16 protein-coding genes are annotated in these 17,550 nt (G+C 72.6%); 7 read left to right on the forward strand and 9 right to left on the reverse strand.

All coding sequences use genetic code 11. The features are described 5' to 3' along the window. Positions 1–7 precede the first annotated feature (7 nt). Both OG933_RS06060 and OG933_RS06065 read right to left on the reverse strand, forming a co-directional pair. Positions 8–1,114, reverse strand: coding sequence for an NAD(P)-dependent alcohol dehydrogenase (locus tag OG933_RS06060; protein WP_362519548.1), 1,107 nt, complete (start codon positions 1,112–1,114; stop codon positions 8–10). 30 nt (positions 1,115–1,144) lie between these two features. Beyond that, positions 1,145–2,599, reverse strand: a complete 1,455-nt coding sequence (locus tag OG933_RS06065) for an aldehyde dehydrogenase family protein (RefSeq protein WP_405625762.1) — start codon at positions 2,597–2,599, stop codon at positions 1,145–1,147. A gap of 104 nt (positions 2,600–2,703) precedes the next feature. Between OG933_RS06065 and OG933_RS06070 the strand changes: the two genes are divergently transcribed. Beyond that, complete coding sequence (locus OG933_RS06070) at positions 2,704–3,168, forward strand: MarR family winged helix-turn-helix transcriptional regulator (protein WP_405625764.1); 465 nt, start codon at positions 2,704–2,706, stop codon at positions 3,166–3,168. Positions 3,169–3,354: 186 nt separating this feature from the next. Continuing rightward, a complete protein-coding gene (locus OG933_RS06075; RefSeq protein ID WP_082412745.1) occupies positions 3,355–3,762 on the forward strand; it encodes an anti-sigma factor antagonist in 408 nt (135 codons plus the stop codon). Positions 3,763–3,822: 60 nt separating this feature from the next. On the opposite strand, the gene OG933_RS06080 is transcribed toward OG933_RS06075, so the two are convergent. Then, positions 3,823–4,776 carry a ribose-phosphate pyrophosphokinase gene (locus tag OG933_RS06080; protein WP_054241647.1) on the reverse strand — a complete coding sequence of 318 codons (954 nt, stop codon included), beginning with the start codon at positions 4,774–4,776 and terminating at the stop codon, positions 3,823–3,825. A gap of 449 nt (positions 4,777–5,225) precedes the next feature. On the opposite strand from OG933_RS06080, the gene OG933_RS06085 reads away from it, so the two are divergent. Further along, the gene (locus OG933_RS06085) at positions 5,226–5,906 is read left to right on the forward strand and encodes a DUF4230 domain-containing protein (protein WP_020127661.1); all 681 of its coding nucleotides are present in this window, start codon (positions 5,226–5,228) and stop codon (positions 5,904–5,906) included. Between the two features lie 507 nt (positions 5,907–6,413). Next, entirely contained in the window at positions 6,414–6,890 is a 477-nt protein-coding gene (locus OG933_RS06090; RefSeq protein ID WP_362520088.1) for a VanZ family protein, read from the forward strand. Positions 6,891–6,896: 6 nt separating this feature from the next. Here OG933_RS06090 and OG933_RS06095 read toward each other — a convergent pair whose 3' ends face one another. Further along, complete coding sequence (locus tag OG933_RS06095) at positions 6,897–7,133, reverse strand: hypothetical protein (protein ID WP_362519539.1); 237 nt, start codon at positions 7,131–7,133, stop codon at positions 6,897–6,899. Positions 7,134–7,229: 96 nt separating this feature from the next. Here OG933_RS06095 and OG933_RS06100 point away from each other — a divergent pair, with 96 nt between their 5' ends. From OG933_RS06100 to OG933_RS06110, 3 genes are all read left to right on the forward strand, one after another. Beyond that, complete coding sequence (locus OG933_RS06100; protein WP_405625766.1) at positions 7,230–8,270, forward strand: PHP domain-containing protein; 1,041 nt, start codon at positions 7,230–7,232, stop codon at positions 8,268–8,270. Positions 8,271–8,304: 34 nt separating this feature from the next. After that, positions 8,305–8,961, forward strand: coding sequence for an HAD family hydrolase (locus tag OG933_RS06105; RefSeq protein WP_362519533.1), 657 nt, complete (start codon positions 8,305–8,307; stop codon positions 8,959–8,961). A 350-nt stretch (positions 8,962–9,311) separates the two neighbouring features. Next, entirely contained in the window at positions 9,312–10,274 is a 963-nt protein-coding gene (locus tag OG933_RS06110; protein ID WP_405625767.1) for an SDR family NAD(P)-dependent oxidoreductase, read from the forward strand. Between the two features lie 12 nt (positions 10,275–10,286). Here OG933_RS06110 and OG933_RS06115 read toward each other — a convergent pair whose 3' ends face one another. From OG933_RS06115 to OG933_RS06135, 5 genes are all read right to left on the reverse strand, one after another. Beyond that, positions 10,287–11,120: an alpha/beta fold hydrolase gene (locus OG933_RS06115; RefSeq protein WP_405625769.1), complete on the reverse strand. Its 834-nt coding sequence runs from the start codon at positions 11,118–11,120 to the stop codon at positions 10,287–10,289. Positions 11,121–11,369: 249 nt separating this feature from the next. Next, the gene (locus tag OG933_RS06120) at positions 11,370–11,633 is read right to left on the reverse strand and encodes a hypothetical protein (protein WP_362519524.1); all 264 of its coding nucleotides are present in this window, start codon (positions 11,631–11,633) and stop codon (positions 11,370–11,372) included. Positions 11,634–11,899: 266 nt separating this feature from the next. Further along, positions 11,900–13,192 (reverse strand): ROK family protein, encoded by a 1,293-nt coding sequence (locus OG933_RS06125; protein WP_362519521.1) that lies wholly within the window; start codon positions 13,190–13,192, stop codon positions 11,900–11,902. Between the two features lie 91 nt (positions 13,193–13,283). Beyond that, entirely contained in the window at positions 13,284–14,246 is a 963-nt protein-coding gene (locus OG933_RS06130; RefSeq protein WP_362519518.1) for an aminoglycoside phosphotransferase family protein, read from the reverse strand. Positions 14,247–14,268: 22 nt separating this feature from the next. Then, positions 14,269–17,520, reverse strand: coding sequence for a cytochrome P450 (locus tag OG933_RS06135; RefSeq protein ID WP_405625770.1), 3,252 nt, complete (start codon positions 17,518–17,520; stop codon positions 14,269–14,271). Positions 17,521–17,550 lie beyond the last annotated feature (30 nt).

Here is a 17,550-nt window from a genome sequence, read left to right on the forward strand (position 1 = left end):
CGAGCCGTCAGAACAGCAGCACGGGCTTGATGGTCCTGCCCGCGGTCATGTCCCGCACCGCCTGGTCGATGTCCGCGAACGGATAGGTGGCGATCAGGCGGTCCAGCGGGAGCCGCCCCGCCTTGACCAGTTCGACCAGGGCGGGGATGAAGGACTGCGTCTCGCTGTCGCCGAGGGTGAGCCCGACGACCCGCTTGCCGCCCAGCAGCCCGTTGACGTCGAGGGCGACCTCACTGCCGAAGGGCGGTGCGCCCACGACGACGAGGGTGCCGCGGGCGGCGAGCGCGTCGACGCCCTGGCGCAGCACGGCCGTGCTGCCCGTGGTCTCCACGATGCCGTCGGCGCCCTGCCCGCCGGTGATCTCGGCGACCGCCTCGACCGGCGTGACCGCGCTCGCGTCGACGGTGTGCGTGGCGCCCAGTTCCTTGGCCAGTTGGAGGCGTTCGGCGACCCGGTCGACCGCGATGATCGTGGTGGCCGGGGTGAGGGCGGCCGCCATGACCGCCGACAGGCCGACGGCGCCCGCGCCGAGGACGACGATCGTGCTGCCGGTCGCCGGCTTCAGCACGTTCCAGACGGCGCCGACGCCGGTCTGGACCCCGCAGCCCAGCGGGGCGATCGACGCCAGGGGTACCCCGGGGTCGACCTTGACGAGGCTGCGCTCGTCGACCAGGGCCCGCTCGGCGAAGCTGGACTGGCCGAAGAAGTGGCCGCCGAGGGGCTCGCCGTCCCGGCTGATGGTGCTGGTGCCGTCGGCGCGGCGGCCGCCGATGAGGTTCAGCGGCAGCCAGGTGGCGCAGTAGGCGGGGTGGCCGCCGTGGCAGTTGCGGCAGTCGCCGCAGGAGGTGAAGGACAGCACGACATGGTCGCCGGGTGCCACCCCGGTGACGGCCGAGCCGACCGACTCCACGACGCCCGCGCCCTCGTGGCCGAGGACACCGGGCAGCGGGAAGGGCAGTCCGCCGCTCGCCACGCCGAGGTCGGTGTGACAGAGTCCGGCCGCCACCAGACGGACGACCGCCTCGTGCGGGGCGGGGTCGTCGAGGACGACGTCGGACAGGGTGAAGGGGGCTCCGCCGGACTCGACGACGGCGGCGCGGGTGGTGATGGACATCGGTTGAACTCCCTCTGTTTCGCGGCGCGTTCAGTCGAGCGAGACGACGACGGACTTGACCTTGGTGTAGGCGCTGAGCGCCTCGGGGCCGTACTCGCGGCCGAATCCGGAGTCCTTGACACCGCCGAAGGGGACGGCCGGGTCGAGCATCGCCCAGTCGTTCACCCAGACGATGCCCGCCTGGAGGCGGTCGGCGACTCGGTGCGCGCGGGCCAGGTTGCCGGTCTGGACGCCCGAAGCCAGGCCGTACGGCGTGGAGTTGGCCAGCGTGACGGCCTCGTCCTCGTCGTCGAAGGGCTGGACGGTGAGGACCGGACCGAAGATCTCCTCCTGGACGACACGGGAGTCGTTCGCGAGGTCGGCGATCACGGTGGGCTTGTAGTAGTAGCCGCCGTCGAGGTCGAGCCGCTCGCCGCCGCAGACGATGCGGGCACCCTCCTTGCGGGCGAGCTCGACGTATTCCTCCACCTTGCGCAGGTGCTTCTCCCCGGCCATCGGGCCGACGACCGTCTCCACCTTCCGCGGGTCGCCGACCGGCACCCCGGGCACCGCCTCGGCGAGGATGTTGAGGAGGGTGCGGTAGACCGGGCGGGCCACCAGCAGCCGCGGGCCGCCCATGCAGAACTGGCCGGTGTTGAAGACGAAGCCCTTGATGACGGCGCCGACGGCCTTCTCCAGGTCGGCGTCCTCGAAGACGATGTGCGCGGCGTTGCCGCCGAGTTCCATGGTGACCGGCTTGAGGTTCTCGCCGGCGACGCTCGCGGCGTGCCGCCCGATCGCGGTGGAGCCGGTGAAGGCGATCTTGTCCACGCCGGGGTGCCGCAGCAGCGCCTCACCGGCGACCGGACCGGCACCGGTGACGACGTTGACGACCCCGTCGGGGACACCGGCCCGCTGGAACAGTCCCGCCATGTACAGGGCGCTGAGCGGGGTCTCGTCGGCGGGCTTGTGAACGACCGTGTTGCCGGCGGCCAGCGCCGGGGCGATCTTCGAACCGGCGAGGATCAACGGGAAGTTGAACGGGGTGATCGCGGCGACCACACCGAGCGGGCCGCGCCTGGTGTAGGCGAGGGCGTTCATCGGGGTGTCGCGGGTCGCGCCGTCCAGGGAGAAGGCGAGGGAGGCGAAGTACTCGTAGTCGTTGGCCGCGTTCGTGACGTCGACCGCGTGCGCCAGGGTGATCGGCTTGCCGACGTCCAGGCTCTCCAGCCGGGCGATCTCGTCGGCCTCCGCACGGATCAGCTCCGCCACCCGGAGCAGGACGCGGCCGCGCTCCCGGCCGCTGAGGCCGGACCACCGCCCGGCGTCGAAGGCCGCCCGCGCGGCCTTCACGGCGGCGTCGACATCGGCGGCGCCCGCCTCCGCGACGGTGGTGACGACCGTGCCCCGGGACGGGTCGACCACCTCGGTCCGCGCTCCGTCCGCGGCCTCGCGCCACTGTCCCCCGATGAACAGTCGACCGGGGTCGATCTCGAAGGTGGTCATCACCACTCCTCAGCATCGTCGCCAAGATTTCAACAAACAGGATTCCTGTTGGTCCGCAGTCTCATTACAGACAGGTTTCCTGTCAATGGTCTACGCTCGGTCCCATGGCCGGCACCCAGACAACCAAGGCAGCGTCCGCACCTCAGCCCCACCGGACACCCCCGTCCCTGCTCTACATGGTGAAGCAGGTGGAGCTGGTCGTGCGATCCCACCTGGACGAGCTGGTCAAGCCGTCGGGGATCACGGCCCTGCAGTACACGGCGCTCACCGTGCTGGAACGGCACGACGGCCTGTCCGCCGCCCAGCTGGCCCGGGACTCCTTCGTGACGGCCCAGTCCATCGCCGATCTGGTGCGCTCCCTCGAGACGCGCGGCCTCATCCGCCGCGAACGCAATCCGCGCAACCGGCGCGAGCTGCTGATCCTGCTCACCACGCAGGGGCGCGAGCTGCTCGACCGGCACGCCGGGCCGGTGCGGGAGCTGGAGGAACGCATGGTGGCGGAGCTCACCGCACACCAGGCGGAGCAGTTGCGCACAGCGCTCTCCAAGGCCTGGCACGCACTGTCGTAACACCCGACGCGCCCCTTCACAGCACGGCGTGCGCCCCTTCGCTCACGGCGCGAAAAAACTCCGACAGAGTCGGTTGCATTTCGAAGACATATGTCAATCGAACATGCTGGAATTCACTCGATCGGGGGTAACTTGCTGGGGCGGGGAACTGCTGTCTGCTCCCCGGCCGTTGGAGGCTCCCGACCGGTGGAGCGGGTTGGAGGCGATGTCGTCGTGCTGGAGAAACCCGCAGCGGACACCCCGCATCTGCGCGTCCGCGAGGACCGGGGGTACACGGTGCTGGAGTTCCGCGGCGAGATCGACATCGTCGCGGCGACCGAGATCACCCCGCACCTCGACGACGCGACCGGCGGCCCGGCGCCCCGGATCGTGATCGACCTGAGCCGGATCGAGTTCTTCGACTGCTCCGGGCTGCGCCTGCTGTACCGGGCCCGCCGCCGCGTCCTCGACCACGGCGGGCATCTGCACCTCGTCTGCACCCATCGGCTCACCCTGCGGATCCTGCGGGCCACGGGGCTGTACCGGCTGCTGCCGCCCGCCACGACGCTGGACGCGGCCCTGGAACAGCCCGAGGCCACCTCCGGGACGTTATGACGGCGCTCGAAGCGCTCCTCCCGATCCTGTAATCCCCCCGGTCCCGCTCCCGGTCCCCGGCTATTGGCCGCGCGCCGCGTCGAACAGGGCGCTGACGGACTCACCGTTGTGAATACGGCGCACCGCCTCCGCGAGGGCGGGCGCGATGGACAGGATCCGCAGCTTCTCGGTGTGCTCCTCGGCGGGCACCGGCACGGTGTTGGTGCACACGATCTCCAGCACGTCGCTCTGCTCGCTGAGCCGCTTGAGGGCACCGGCCGCGAACAGCCCGTGCGTGCACGCCACCCGTATCGACCTCGGTTCCAACTCCCTCAGCCGGTCCAGCAGTTCCAGGACCGTGCTGCCCTTGGCGATCTCGTCGTCGAGGACGATCACGTCCCGCCCGGCCACCTCGCCGATCACCGCGCTGATACTGACCCGGTCGTCGGCGTACCGCTGTTTGGCGCCGGCCGCCACCTGGGCGCCGATCATCCGGGCGAAGGCGGCGGCCTCCTTGGCGTTGCCGAGATCGGGCGAGACCACGGTCGTGCGGGTGAGGTCGTAGCGGCGGAAGTGGGCGGCCAGCTCCCGGTGGGCGTGCAGGTGGTCCACGGGCATCGAGAAGAAGCCGTGCACCTGGGGCGAGTGCAGGGTCATGGCGAGGACCCGGTGGACGCCGGCCGCCGCCATCAGGTCCGCTACCAGGCGTCCGCCCAGGGAGATGCGGGGCGCGTCCTTCTTGTCGGAGCGGGCGTAGGAGTAGTGCGGCATGACGACGGTGATCCGGCCCGCCGACGCCCCGCGGGCCGCGTCGCACATCAGCAGCAGCTCGACGAGATGCTCCTGCACGGGCCGGACCAGGGGCTGGACCAGGAAGACGTCCCGTTCCCGGCAGTTCGCCTGGAGCTGGACCTCCAGGCAGTCGTTGGCGAACCTGCTGAGTCGGGTGGGGCTCAGGGGCACGCCGAGGTGGGCACAGACCTCGGCGGCCAGCTCGGGGTGGGCACTGCCGCTGAACACGGAGATGTCTCGCACGATCGGCTCCTCGCTGATCATGTCCGGCTGGGGCGGGAGCTCTCATGCTACGGACCGGGTCCGTTTTGCCCACCCTCAGGAGTGCGTGGGAGTCCCGCCCGGTCACTCGACGTCACTCGCGGTCCCTCCGCCCCCGGGGAAACCGGTCGTCGCCCGCCGCGGGGCCCCGGACCGCTCCACGCGGCCAACCGGGTGGAACCGCCGGGACCGCGCCGGTCGCGGCGGCGCACGTCGTCGGCCCGGTGACCCGGTGGCCCGGTGGCCCGGCCCGGCGACCGGGCCGACGGGGTGGGGTCCTCCCCCCGGCGTCCCGGGGTGACCTCGCGGCACGCACCGGCCCGCCCGCCTGAGCGGCAGGCCATCCGTGCCCTCACTGTCACAGGTTGTCAACAGCACGGTCTGACAGGGGATTTGACGGGCATCCGGACAGGAGGAAGGAGGGCCGTCGCATGACGACTGACACCAAGCCCGAGAAGCCCACCACACGCCTCCCCCGGCGCATGCCCGGCTGGGCCAAGGTGCTCACCGCCGTCGTGGTCGTACTCGTCGTGATGTTCGCCGGGATCCGGCTGAGCCTGCTGCCGGGACTGCGCGACTTCTTCGGCACCGAGACCCACGACCGCTCGGGCCCCGCCCTGCTGGAATCCATCCAGGACATGAGCCGCTACGACGCCGCCTCCGGGAACTTCCAGGTCGTCGTCGACCTGGAGAAGGACGCCAAATATCTCCCCGACGCGATCCGCGGCACCCGCACCCTGTATGTCGGGGCGGGCACCGTGGACGCCTACGTCGACCTCGGCAAGGTCGGCGACAAGGACGTGACGGTCGACGACGACCGCACCTCGGCCACGCTCCGGCTGCCGCACGCCCTGCTCGGCACACCGGCGCTCGACCCCGACCGCTCCTACGCGGTCTCCAAGCAGCGCGGGCTGTTCGACCGCCTCGGTGACCTCTTCTCGGACAACCCGAGCGGTGAGCAGGCCGTGCAGAAGCTGGCGGTCAAGCACATCGGCGAGGCGGCGAAGGAGAGCGAGCTGATCGCGCGCGCCGAGACCAACACCACCGACATGCTCCAGGGGCTGCTGCGCTCCCTCGGCTTCACGGAGGTGAAGGTGACGTACCACGCCTGACCGGCCACCCGGGGTGCCCGTCCCGGCGCGTCGCTCGTTCACGGCGTGCGCGACGACGCGGGCGAGAGCGGGGCCCGGCGTCCTGCCCGGCTCGCCGGTGCGCGCGTACAGCAGCCGATGCTCATGAGCATCGCGTGGGCGCTGCGCGAGTCGGCCACCCCGAAGTCGACGCCGGCCACGGCGAGGCGGAACCGCATCCCTCGGCCGTTCGGGGGTAATCGCCCTATCACGCAGGGAAGTTGCCGACTGGAGGACCGAATGGCCCGTGCAGCTCTACGTCCGCTTGCCGTGTTCCGCCCACGCGCCACCAGGACGGAGGAGCCCGCCCCGCCGAAGAACGGGGCCGGGAAGTCGGCTCCGAAGCGCGGTTTCCCCTTCTGGACGCGCTCGAAATCCGGCCCGAAGTCAGTTCCGAAGGCCGTCCCGAAGCCCAGCTCGAAGTCAGGCTCGAAGGCGGGCTCGAAGGCGGGCTCGTCGAAGAAGGCGGCACGCGCCGAGCGTCGGCCGTTGCCGCTCCCGCTCCGGCTGCTGGCGATGCTGTTCGCCTTCGCGTTCATGGTGGCGTTCGCCGTCGTGCTCGCCCGGCTGACCCTGGAACCGTCACCCGCCTCCGCGGCACTGGTGCACTCCAACCTGCGTCCGGGCGACTCCCTGCGTGCCTACCTCGACCAGCCCGAACTCCGCGACGCGGTGAAGCAGATCGGCGGGAACATACTGCTCGGCGTGCCCTTCGGCGTCCTGGTGCCGGTGGTCGCGCCCCGGGCGCGCGGGCTGCTGCGGGTGCTGCTGCTGACCGCGACCGTCATGCTGATGGTGGAGTTCGCCCAGGGCGCGGTGGTGACCGGACGCGCCTTCGACATCGACGACGTCATCCTCAACACCACGGGCGCCCTGATCGGTTACCTGCTCGTGGGCCGCCGGATGAGCCGCGCGGTGCACGCACGGGAACGGCACCTGCGTCGGGGCGCCCGCAAGGAGGCCTGACCGCCGTCAGCGCGGCGTCCAGGTGTACCGGTCCCCGCCCACCCAACGCACGACGTCGGGGTCGTCGAGGTCGTGAACCGTGATTCCGTAGGCGGCGGCGATCTCGAGGACGTCGGTCACGTCCCTCGCCTCGCCGACCACCTCGGAGTCGATTTCCACGATGCGGAACGGCGACAGGCCCGGTTGGACCCCGAGCACCATGATCCGCGGGTGGGAGATACGGAGGCTCGCGATTTCGGTCATGCCATAGAGGATAAAACGGAACCAGCCTGTGCGAATCATCCGATTTCCTGGTGCGGGCGGCGCGCGGGTGGGGAACTCTGGAGCCAGGAGGTGGCGATGGATCCCGTCGAAGCCCTGGACAGGATCGCCTTCCTGCTGGAACGGTCCCTGGCGCCGACCTATCGCGTGAAGGCCTTCCGCACGGCGGCCCGGGTCCTGTCGCGGCTGCCCGCGGAGGAGGTCCGCGAGCGGGCCGGGGCCGGGACCCTGGAGACGCTGAAGGGCGTGGGTCCGAAGACCGCCCAGGTGGCACGCGAGGCGCTCGCCGGGGAGACGCCGTCCTATCTGCGCACGCTGGAGGACGAGGCGGGCAAGCCACTCACGGACGGCGCCGGCGAACGGCTGCGGGAGCTGCTGCGCGGGGACTGCCATCTGCACTCCGACTGGTCGGACGGCGGCAGCCCCATCGACGAGATGGGCCGGGCCGCGGCCGCGCTCGGCCACGAGTGGGCCGTGCTGACCGACCACTCACCGCGCCTGACGGTGGCCCGCGGGCTCTCGCCCGAGCGGCTGCGCCGGCAGCTGGAGGTGGTCGAGGAGCTCAACGCCGCCTGGGCGCCGTTCCGGCTGCTGACCGGTATCGAGTGCGACATCCTCGACGACGGGTCGCTGGACCAGGAGCCGGAGCTGCTGGAGCGGCTCGACGTGGTGGTCGTGTCCGTGCACTCCAAGCTGCGCATGGAGTCCCGCGCGATGACGCGCCGCATGGTGAACGCCGTGCGCGACCCGCACGCCGACATCCTCGGCCACTGCACCGGGCGGCTGGTGACCGGGCGGGGACGGCCGGAGTCGGAGTTCGACGCGGACGCGGTGTTCGCCGCGTGCGCGGAGTCCGGTACGGCCGTCGAGATCAACAGCCGGCCCGAGCGGCTCGACCCGCCACGCCGGCTGCTGCGCCGGGCCGTGGAGGCGGGCGTGCTGTTCTCGGTCGACACCGACGCGCACGCGCCCGGCCAGCTGGACTGGCAGATCCTGGGCTGTGCGCGGGCCGAGGAGTGCGAGGTGCCGGAGGAACGGATCGTGAACGCCTGGCCGCTGGCGGACCTGCTGGCCTGGACGCGGGAGCGGCGGGTACCGGCGGGCGTGACGGGTTCCTGAGGTGGTACCCGGGGGGCGAGAGAAAGGACCCGTGATGACACGCGCCGCCGTTTTCGACGTCGACGGCACCCTGGTCGACACCAACCACCTGCACGTCACCACCTGGTGGGAGGCCTTCCGGCAGGCAGGCCACCGGGTCCCGATGCACGCGGTGCACCGGGCGGTCGGACTGGGCTCCGACGATCTCATCGCCCACCTGCTCGGCGACGACCGGGACCAGGACGAGGACGCCCGGATCAGCGCCGCCCACAAGACCCTCTACGGGCAGTACTTCGACCGGCTGCCGGCGCTGCGGGACGCCGGTCCGCTGCTGCGCAGGCTGCACGACGACGGCTGGACGGTCGTACTCGCCACCTCCGCGAGCGGGGCCGAGCTGTCCGCCCTGCGGCGCGCCATCGACGCCGACGAGGTCATCGCCGCGACCTCGAGCGCGGACGACGTCGAGGAGGGCAAGCCCGCTCCGGAACCCGTCGAACACGCGCTGGAGCTGGCCGGGGCGCCCGCCGAAACGGCGGTGTTCGTCGGGGACACCGTGTGGGACATGCGGGCCGGCCGCCGGGCCGGGGTGCGCTGCGTGGGCGTCCTGTGCGGCGGCATCCCGCGCGCCGACCTGCTGGAGGCGGGCGCGGAAGCGGTGTACGCCGATCCCGCCGAGCTCCTGGCCTCCCTGAAGGACAGCCCGCTGGCCTGAGGGTCGGTGATCCGCGCGGGTACCCCGGGGCGGGTGACGCGCATCACCGCGCGTGGCCGCGGACCCGGGGAACACCCATAGGAAGTTCTCCGTTGAACCACTCGTGGGTGCGGATGGGACAGTGTCCCCGGGCCTCACCTTTTGCCCACAGGGACGATCGTTCGGCTGAAGCCCTGTGGAGCCTTTCGCCGACAGGCGACCGCCGTCCGCGCCCACGCTCAGACCGCCCCGACCGTGATTCCCCCGTCCGGTCGGGGCTTTCCCCTGTCCCCGACTTCGAGCGTTCGACGTCGAGCACTCGACCTCGGGCGCTTGACTTCGAGTGCACTCCAATCCGTAGCGTTCCGGACATGAGCGACACCGCACAGCACAAGATCGGCTCGGGCTTCGGCGCCACGAGCACCGCCGACGACGTCCTGCGGGGCATCGACCTCACCGGGAAGCTGGCCGTCGTCACCGGCGGATACTCCGGCCTCGGACTGGAGACCACGCGCGCGCTGGCCAAGGCCGGCGCCCGGGTCGTCGTGCCCGCGCGCCGCCCGGACATTGCCCACGAGAACCTCGCCGGCCTCGGCGGTGTCGAGACGGACACCCTCGACCTCGGCGACCTGGAGAGCGTGCGCGCCTTCGCCGACGGCTTCCTCGCGTCCGGCCGGACCATCGATCTCGTCATCGACAGCGCCGGGATCATGGCCTGCCCGCAGACCCGCGTCGGCCCCGGCTGGGAGGCCCAGTTCGCCACGAACCACCTCGGCCACTTCGCCCTCGTCAACCGGCTCTGGCCGGCGATCGAGCCCGGCGGCGCCCGGATCGTCTCGGTGTCCTCGCGCGGCCACCACTTCTCGGGGATGCGCTGGGACGACGTCCACTGGCACGACGGCTACGACAAGTGGGAGGCGTACGGGCAGGCCAAGACCGCGAACGTGCTGTTCGCCGGCCACCTCGACCGGCTGGCCCGGGACCGGGGCGTCCGCGCGTTCTCCCTCCACCCCGGTGGCATCATCACGCCGCTCCAACGGCATCTGCCGAAGCAGGAGATGGTGGACCGCGGCTGGATCGACGAGGACGGAAACGTGCTCGACCCGGAGGGCTTCAAGACCCCGGAGCAGGGCGCGGCCACCCAGGTGTGGGCGGCTGCCTCGCCGCAGCTGGCCGGTATGGGCGGCGTCTACCTCGAGGACTGCGACATCGCCGAGCCCGCCCCGGCGGACGGCGAGCGGGTGGGCGTCAAGGACTGGGCGACGGACCCCGAGCAGGCGGCCCGGCTGTGGGAGCTGTCGGCGCGGCTGACCGGTGTGAACGCGTTCGCGTAGCGGGACACCGGGTCAGCCGCCGGCCGCGAACTTCCGCAGATCCGCGGTGAGGCGGTCGGCGTGGGTGGCGAAGAGGCCGTGCCCGGCGTTCTCGTACACCTCGAGGGTGGAGTTCGGGGCGAGGCGCGCGGCACGGCGGCCGGTCAGCTCGATGGGCCCGGAGGTGTCGTGGGTGCCGTGGACGACGAGCACGGGCAGGTCGAGCGCGGCCAGTTCGGGGGCGACGTCGAGTTCGGCGATCAGCTCGCCGAGGGCGACGCCGGCCCGTGCCGTGGAGCCGTGGCAGCGCCGGATCATCGACTCGACGTACGCCTCGGACAGGTCGTTGCCCGGCCGGTCCAGCGCGAAGAAGGCGCGTGCGCCGTCGGCGAAGAAGGCGGAGCGGTCGCGCCGGAAGGCCTCGGTGCCCGCCCGTACGAGCGCCGGATCGATTCCCTCGGGGTGGTTCGCCGACCGGGCGGGACCGGGCGCCATGCCGGCGACCAGCGCCACCCGGGCCACGCGGTCGACGCCGTGCCGGGTCAGGCAGCGGACGATCTCGGCGGTTCCGAGGGAGTGGCCCACGAGGGTGACCCCGCGCAGGTCGAGACCGTCGAGGAGGCCCTGCACGTCGTCGGCGAGACTGTCCAGGTCGAAGCCGCCCCACACGTCGTCGGAACGTCCGTGGCCGCGCCGGTCGAAGCCCACGCAGCGGTGGCCCTCCCGGGCCAGCGGCAGCATCTGGTACTCCCACATCTCGGTACCGAAGTACAGGCTGTTCACGAAGACGATCACGGGCCCGTCGGCGGGCCCGTAGTCGACGCAGTGCAGCCGTGCGCCGTCGACGGGGCTCGTGAAGTACGGCATGGGTCGTTCTCCTGACGTGCGGGGACGCGGTGGCCGGGTGCGCCCTCCATGCTTCCGGCCGGGCCCCCGGGCGTCGATTACCTCCCGGGTCATGCCCGCGTCCGCCGCTCGTCAAGTCGTCGCCGCTGCGGCACCACCGTGCGGTTCGGGTCCCGTGGCGGCGCTTCCACGGCCGGTGCGGTCGGTGCCGGTGAGCCGACGGTGGACAGGCGACGAGCGGATACGGTCGGCCATACCCATGCCGGCTCCTCAGTCGGCCGGCTCTTCGGGCACGGGCTGGTCGGACTGACCGCTGCCCGCGCTGGGCGCGCCCTGCCGGCCGGTACCCGCCTCGTCGGTGTCGGGAACGTCGGAGGCGTCCTCCCCGGACCCGTCGGACTGTCCGGACGGGACGGACGGCTCGGGGTCGCCGATGTCCCAGGGGTCCTCTCCCCCGTCGGCCTGCTGGTCCGGCGGGTCGCGCGGTATCGGCGTGCCGTTCTCGCCGGGGCCTTCGGGGCGCTGTGCGGCCACGACGTCCTCCCTTCACCGTCGCGCCGCGCCGGGCGCGGGCGACTTTCCCGGGCGGCGATCGTCCGGGCGAGGAGGCGAGTACCTCCACGGTGATCAGCGAAACGTGGCGGCGCGGCCGGGTGCACGCAGGCGGGGCCGGACGTCCTGCGCACCGGTCGAGGCGGTGGCGACACGGTCTCGACACGAGACGCGGCCACCGTCGGCCGAAACGAACCCGGCGCGGGGCGGCCGGCGCCGGCTCCACGCAAGGCCCGGTCGGCACGGGCTCACCGTGGGGCGCGTTCCTCCAGGACCGTGCGCCAGGCGGGGGCCGGGCCGGCGGGGGTGGGCTCGGGGCGTCGGCCGCCCCGGGCGAAGAAGTCGGCGAGCGGGAGGATCGCCGCGCCGACGGTGACCGCGTCGGGGCCGAGCCGCCCGAGCTCCACGGTGACCTTCTGCGCGGGGTGACGCAGCGCGTACGCGGTCGCGTGGCGGCGTACGGCGGGCAGGAAGCGGGCGCCGAGCTGGAGTCCGGCCCAGCCGCCGATGAGGATGCGCTCGGGCTGGAAGAGGTTGATCAGGTCGGAGAGGCCGGCGCCGAGGTACTCGGCCGTCTCCTCCAGCACCTCGAGCGCCACGGGGTCGGGCGCCTCCGCGCTCCCGAGGGGGTAGGCGGCGCTGAGCATCGCGGTCAGCGCGCTCTCCTCGTCCGCGCCCTCCGGCGGCCGGCCCCCGTGTTCCCGCCAGCGTTCCAGCAGCGCCTCGGCGCCCGCGTACGCCTCCAGACAGCCGAGGGCGCCGCACCGGCAGCGGCGGCCCCGCACCCGTACGGTCAGATGCCCCCACTCGACGGCCCGGCCGTGCTCCACCTCGGGCGTGACGAGACAGGCGCCGACACCCGAGCCGAAGAGGACGACGACCGCGTTGTGCGCGCCGCGTCCGCCGCCGAACCACATCTCGGCCTGGCCGAGGGTCTTGGCGCCGTTGTCGATGAAGTACGGCACGCTCTCGGGGAGGAGGGAGCTCTCGCGCAGCAGCGCCTCCAGCGGGACGGCGTCCCAGCCGATGGTCTGGCCGTGCACGACGGCGCCCCGCTCCGGGGTGTGCTCGATGATGCCCGGGACGCCGATACCAACCCCGAGCAGTTGTTCCGGGCCGATGCCGGCGGCGCCCAGCACCTCGGCGATGCCGTCCCCGATGTGCCCGACGATCCCATCGACCTCGTACCGCCGCTGCTCCAACGGCCTTTCCACCCGCGCGAGTTCGGTGAGGGTGAGGTCGAACAGCTCGATCCGCACCCGGGTCTCGCCGACGTCCACGCCGATCATGTGCCCGCTGGCGGGGACGACGCGCAGCAGGATGCGCGGGCGGCCGCCGTCGGAGTCGACGCTGCCGGCCTCCTCGACCAGTCCGTCGGCGACCAGGTCGGCGACGACATTGCTCACCGAGCCGGAGCTCAGGCCGGTGGTCGGGCCGAGTTCGAAGCGGCTGAGGGGCCCGTCGAAGTAGAGCCGTTGCAGCACAGCCGTACGGTTGGCCCGCCTCAGGTCGCGTACCGTGCGCCCGTTCCGCCCCGTCATGTCGCTCCCCTTCGCCCCCTGCCCGACCTGCAACATACCCCTGCGGGCAGCCTCACGCGACATTCCTCCAACCCTTAGTTCACGATGTGAGCTAAGAGACGCCCGCGGACTCGATCTCGTCCAGTGCCGCGAGGAGCTCCGGCGCGACCGTCTCGCGCAGCCAGCGGTCGTGATCCGTGCCGTATGCCCGCGGGACCGTCTCGATGAGCATGATCAGGTAGAGGTAGGCGCGGTACAGGGCGAGCCGCAGCCGCTCTGACCTGTCGAACACGGCATGCCCTCCGGCCCCGCGATACCCCTCCAGGAACGGCTCGTCCTTCCGGATGTCCCCGAGCAGCGCCGCCGAGACGAAGTCCGCGAGGGGATCTCCCCAGAACATGCGCTCGCCGTCGATGAGGCCCCCGATCCGGGGTGTCGCGCCGGCCCGGTCGACCAGGATGTTGCCCGGCCACAGGTCGAAGTGGACGAGGCGGGCGACGGTCACCTCGTCCAGGGCGTCGTACGCGGCCCGCGCGACGGCGGCCACCTCGTCGGCGGGACGGGGCAGCCAGGCGCCGTGGCTGCGGGCGTCGGCGAGGAGGGCGTCGAACATCCCCGTGAACGCCGTGCGCCAGTCGGGGGCGAGCGGGCCGAAGGCGCCGGAAGGGTAGCCGAAGCCCGGCCCGGTCACCCGGTGCAGTCGGGCCATCTGACTCCCCAACTCCCTGCGTAGATCGGCCCGTTCGGTGGGAGCCAGTGATCCGTTCCAGGGGTCGCCCGGGCACACCGTCATCAGCAGCCACTGCCCGTCGAGGGCCACCACCCGCGGCGCAGGCACGTCGGCCAGGGCCGCCCCGCGGCAGAACTCCGCCTCCGCGGACAGCAGTCGAATCTCGTGGCTCAGGCCCGGCGCCGTGGGCGCGACCTTCAGTACGTAGTGGCCGCCGTCCGTCAGACGGAGCTCCTCGACGGTGTTGTACGTGCCGCCGCCGAGCGGCCCCACATGGGCCAGCCGGTCGGGCGGGATGCCCGCCGCCGCCAGGACGCTCCGGGCACGCTCCCAGGAATCCGCCACCCCGCCCGCTCCTTCCTCCCGGTCACCCGGCCGCGTAGACGTCCTCCACATAACGGCCGTCCGCGATCAGCCCGTCGAGCCACGCCTCGGCGGCCGTGTCACCGGCCCCGGGCGTGCGGTCCCGGTACAGCGTACGGAACGCCTCCCGGACGCCCGGCGCCATCCGTGAACCGTCGCCGCACACGTACACGCGGGCACCGGCGGCCAGCAGCCGCCACACCTCGTCGGACTCGGCGGCGATGCGGTGCTGGACGAACATCGCCCCGTTCTCCGGAGCCGCGCTGAAGGCCGGGCGCAGCGAGACCGCTCCGGCGGCCTCGGCGGCGCGCAGCTCCGCCGCGTGCAGGAAGTCCGCGTCGGGGGCATCGCAGCCGAAGTAGCAGAGTGCGGGCGGGAGTTGGGCGCCCGAGGCGAGGGCTGCCGTGCGGTCGGCGACGGCGCCCCGGAACGGGGCGAGACCGGTGCCGGCCGCCACCATCACCACGGGCGCCGAGTCGTCGACACGCAAGGCCTCACGGCAGGACCGGACCCGGGCGTACACCGTGTCGCCCGCCGCCAGCCCGGCGAGATACCCGGAGCCGGTGCCCCGGTGGAGGCCCCGGCCCGATCGCGCGGGCGCCTCCAGCAGCGAGACCATCAGGTCCGCGTGCCCCGGGTCGACCGCGGGCGAGGAGGAGATGGAGTAGTGGCGGGGCCGCAGCGGGGTGAGGAGATCGAGGAGCCGCGGCCAGTCCAGGGCGCCGCGCAGTGCCGGGTGGTCCTCGATCACCTCGACGAGGGTGCGCGGGTCGCCGTCGGGGAGGGCGGCGAGGGCCGCGCGTTCGGGCGGGCAGGGATGGGCGGCGGCCAGCAGGGAGAGCTGGGACGCGCTCGGGCGCTCTCCCAGCTCGACGTGGTGGGTGAGCAGACGGCGGGCCGTCATGGGCCGGTCCACGGCGAGTCCGGCGCGGCTCGGGCGGGTGGCACGGATGTCCAGGACGGTGTCGAGGCCGACGCCGAGTGCCGTGGCGGCGCGTTCGACGAGAACACCGTCGTTCGCCGGGAGCACGGTGAGGTGGTCGGCCGTGCGGTAGGCGGTCCCCTCGGGCAGGGCGAGGCGGAGGAACCGCTTGCGTCGGGGGTGGCCGGGAGCGGTGAGGTCGTACGCCTCGGTGACCTTCATCGGCACCAGCCCGTGTCGCGCGGCGAGGGCGTCGAGCGGGCCGCCGGTCAGGGTACGGACCTCGTAGGCGGCCGGGGACGGGTCGGCGGGGGCGCCGGACCCGACGGCGTCGGGGTCGCCGTACCGCTCCAGCAGTGCGGTGCGCAGCCGGGAGGTGAACTCCCGTACGGCGCCGGTCAGATCGCCGGAGGCGTCGGCGGCGGCGCGGTCGGTGAGCCGGGTGGCGCCGAGGTCGGCGAGGCGCTCGTCGACGCGGGTCGGGACGTGCTGGTAGGTGGCGGCCCAGTTGCGGTCACCGACGCCGAGGACGGCGTACGTCACGCCGGAGAGGTCGTGGGTCTCCTCGAGCCGGGCGGCGAACGCGGTGGCGTCGTCGGTGGGACGGCCGTTGTAGGAGGCGGCGGTGATGACCACGGGACGGTCGGTGGGCAGGCCGTCCGCGTAGTCGTCCAGTGGCGCCACCCGGGTGGCGCAGCCGATCTCCGCGGCCTCGTCGGCGAGTCGGTCGGCGAACTCGCGGCAGGTGCCGTAGTTGCTGCCGTGCAGGAAGAGGGCGGAGGTGCCGGCCCGGACGCGAGCGGGAAGGTCGCTCGCCTCGACCGTCGGTGCGGTCTCGGTCCGGACGGCGCCCGGCAGGTCCGGGTGGACCCGGTCGGCGGGGGTTCGCGGGGAGAGAGTGAGGGTGAGGCCCTCGGGCTTGAGCGTGAGGGTCTCCTTCACCGCGAGCCGGTAGTCGGCGTGGTCGTGCGGCCGGTAGCGGTGGACGAGCATCGCCAGCAGCATGGTCGCCTCATGGAGGGCGAACTGCCGTCCGATACAGGCACGTTCACCGGTTCCGAACGGCTTGAAGGCGTGCACGGGGCGGGCCGCCTCCGCCTCCGGAGTGAAGCGGGAGGGGTCGAACAGCTCGGGGTTGTCGCCCCAGACGGGCTGCCGGTGCAGCATCGGCGCGAGGACGACCACGGACTGTCCCGCCTTCAGCGGAACGCGTCCGCCGAGCACGGTGTCCACCAGCGCCTGCCGGCTGAACGCGGCCGCCGTGGGCCACAGCCGCAGCGCCTCGTTGAGCACCTGGCGGGTGTAGGTCAGCCGGCCGACCTCGTCGTACGTCGGCTCGGGGTCGGGCGTGTCGCCCCACAGGGCGTCGACCTCGCGCTGGACGAGCTGGAGCGCGGTGGGGTGCTTGGCGAGGTGGTACAGCGCGAACGACATCGCGCCCGAGGTGGTCTCGTGGCCCGCGATCAGGAAGGTGATGACCTGGTTGCGGATGTTGGTGGTGTCGAGCGTGGTGCCGTCGGCGGGATGCCGGGCGGTGAGCATCAGCCCGAGGAGGTCGTCGTCGCCGGCGCCACCGCCGGTGCCCGAGGTGCGGGCGGCGATGACGTCGTCGACGACCTGGGCGAGATGGTCGGCGTCGGCCCGGAAGGCCGCGTCGGCGGCGGTGTGGTCCTGGCCGGGGACGCGGGCCGGCCGGGTCATGCTCCACTCCAGGCAGCGCACCATCGACTCGACGAACGGGTGCGGCTCGTCCCGTTCGAACGACCCGAAGTCGTAGCCGAATCCGGCGAGTCCGATGGTGTCGAGGGTCATCCGGGTCATGTCGTCGGGCACGTTCACGGGCTGCCCGGCGCGGGCGGCACGGTCCCAGGTGCCGATGAGCCTGCGGGCCACCGTCAGCATCGCCGGGTGGTAGGAGCGCATCGAGCCGAGCGCGAAGGCCGGCATGAGGATGTCGTGCGCCTTCACCCAGTTGGGCTCGTCGTTGTAGGCGGTGAACAGACCGTCGGAGGCGAACTCCCGGACGTTCTCCAGGGCGGGACCGACGTGCTTGGCGAAGCGCCGCTCGTCGGCGAGGTCGGCGACCAGGTCGAGGTCGGCGACGAAGAGCGTGTCCCGCCCGTGCAACCGCCGCACGAACAGCGGCCCGTGCTCCCGCATCAGTTGCATGGCCTGCTGGACGGGGGTCCGGCCGGGGCCGGTGGCGGTGATGTCGACGAGGGGGATGTCGGTGGGGGTGTCGGGGCCGACGTCAGTGGAGGTGTCGGAGCCGACGTCAGTGGGGGTGTCGGAGCCGGTGTCGGTGGTGTGCGGGCGCAGCGCGGTGGGGGGCATGGCGCGACAACTGCCTTTCGCTGAACGGAC

The organism is Streptomyces sp. NBC_00016 (genome assembly GCF_045040885.1).
Lineage (GTDB): Bacteria > Actinomycetota > Actinomycetes > Streptomycetales > Streptomycetaceae > Streptomyces > Streptomyces coriariae.

Coding starts and splice junctions, on each gene's coding strand:
- OG933_RS06105 (WP_362519533.1), top strand. CDS start 8,305: ATGACACGCGCCGCCGTTTTCGACGTCGACGGCACCCTGGTCGACACC.
- OG933_RS06085 (WP_020127661.1), top strand. CDS start 5,226: ATGACGACTGACACCAAGCCCGAGAAGCCCACCACACGCCTCCCCCGG.
- OG933_RS06070 (WP_405625764.1), top strand. CDS start 2,704: ATGGCCGGCACCCAGACAACCAAGGCAGCGTCCGCACCTCAGCCCCAC.
- OG933_RS06110 (WP_405625767.1), top strand. CDS start 9,312: ATGAGCGACACCGCACAGCACAAGATCGGCTCGGGCTTCGGCGCCACG.
- OG933_RS06135 (WP_405625770.1), bottom strand. CDS start 17,520: ATGCCCCCCACCGCGCTGCGCCCGCACACCACCGACACCGGCTCCGAC.
- OG933_RS06065 (WP_405625762.1), bottom strand. CDS start 2,599: ATGACCACCTTCGAGATCGACCCCGGTCGACTGTTCATCGGGGGACAG.
- OG933_RS06115 (WP_405625769.1), bottom strand. CDS start 11,120: ATGCCGTACTTCACGAGCCCCGTCGACGGCGCACGGCTGCACTGCGTC.
- OG933_RS06100 (WP_405625766.1), top strand. CDS start 7,230: ATGGATCCCGTCGAAGCCCTGGACAGGATCGCCTTCCTGCTGGAACGG.
- OG933_RS06125 (WP_362519521.1), bottom strand. CDS start 13,192: ATGACGGGGCGGAACGGGCGCACGGTACGCGACCTGAGGCGGGCCAAC.
- OG933_RS06060 (WP_362519548.1), bottom strand. CDS start 1,114: ATGTCCATCACCACCCGCGCCGCCGTCGTCGAGTCCGGCGGAGCCCCC.
- OG933_RS06095 (WP_362519539.1), bottom strand. CDS start 7,133: ATGACCGAAATCGCGAGCCTCCGTATCTCCCACCCGCGGATCATGGTG.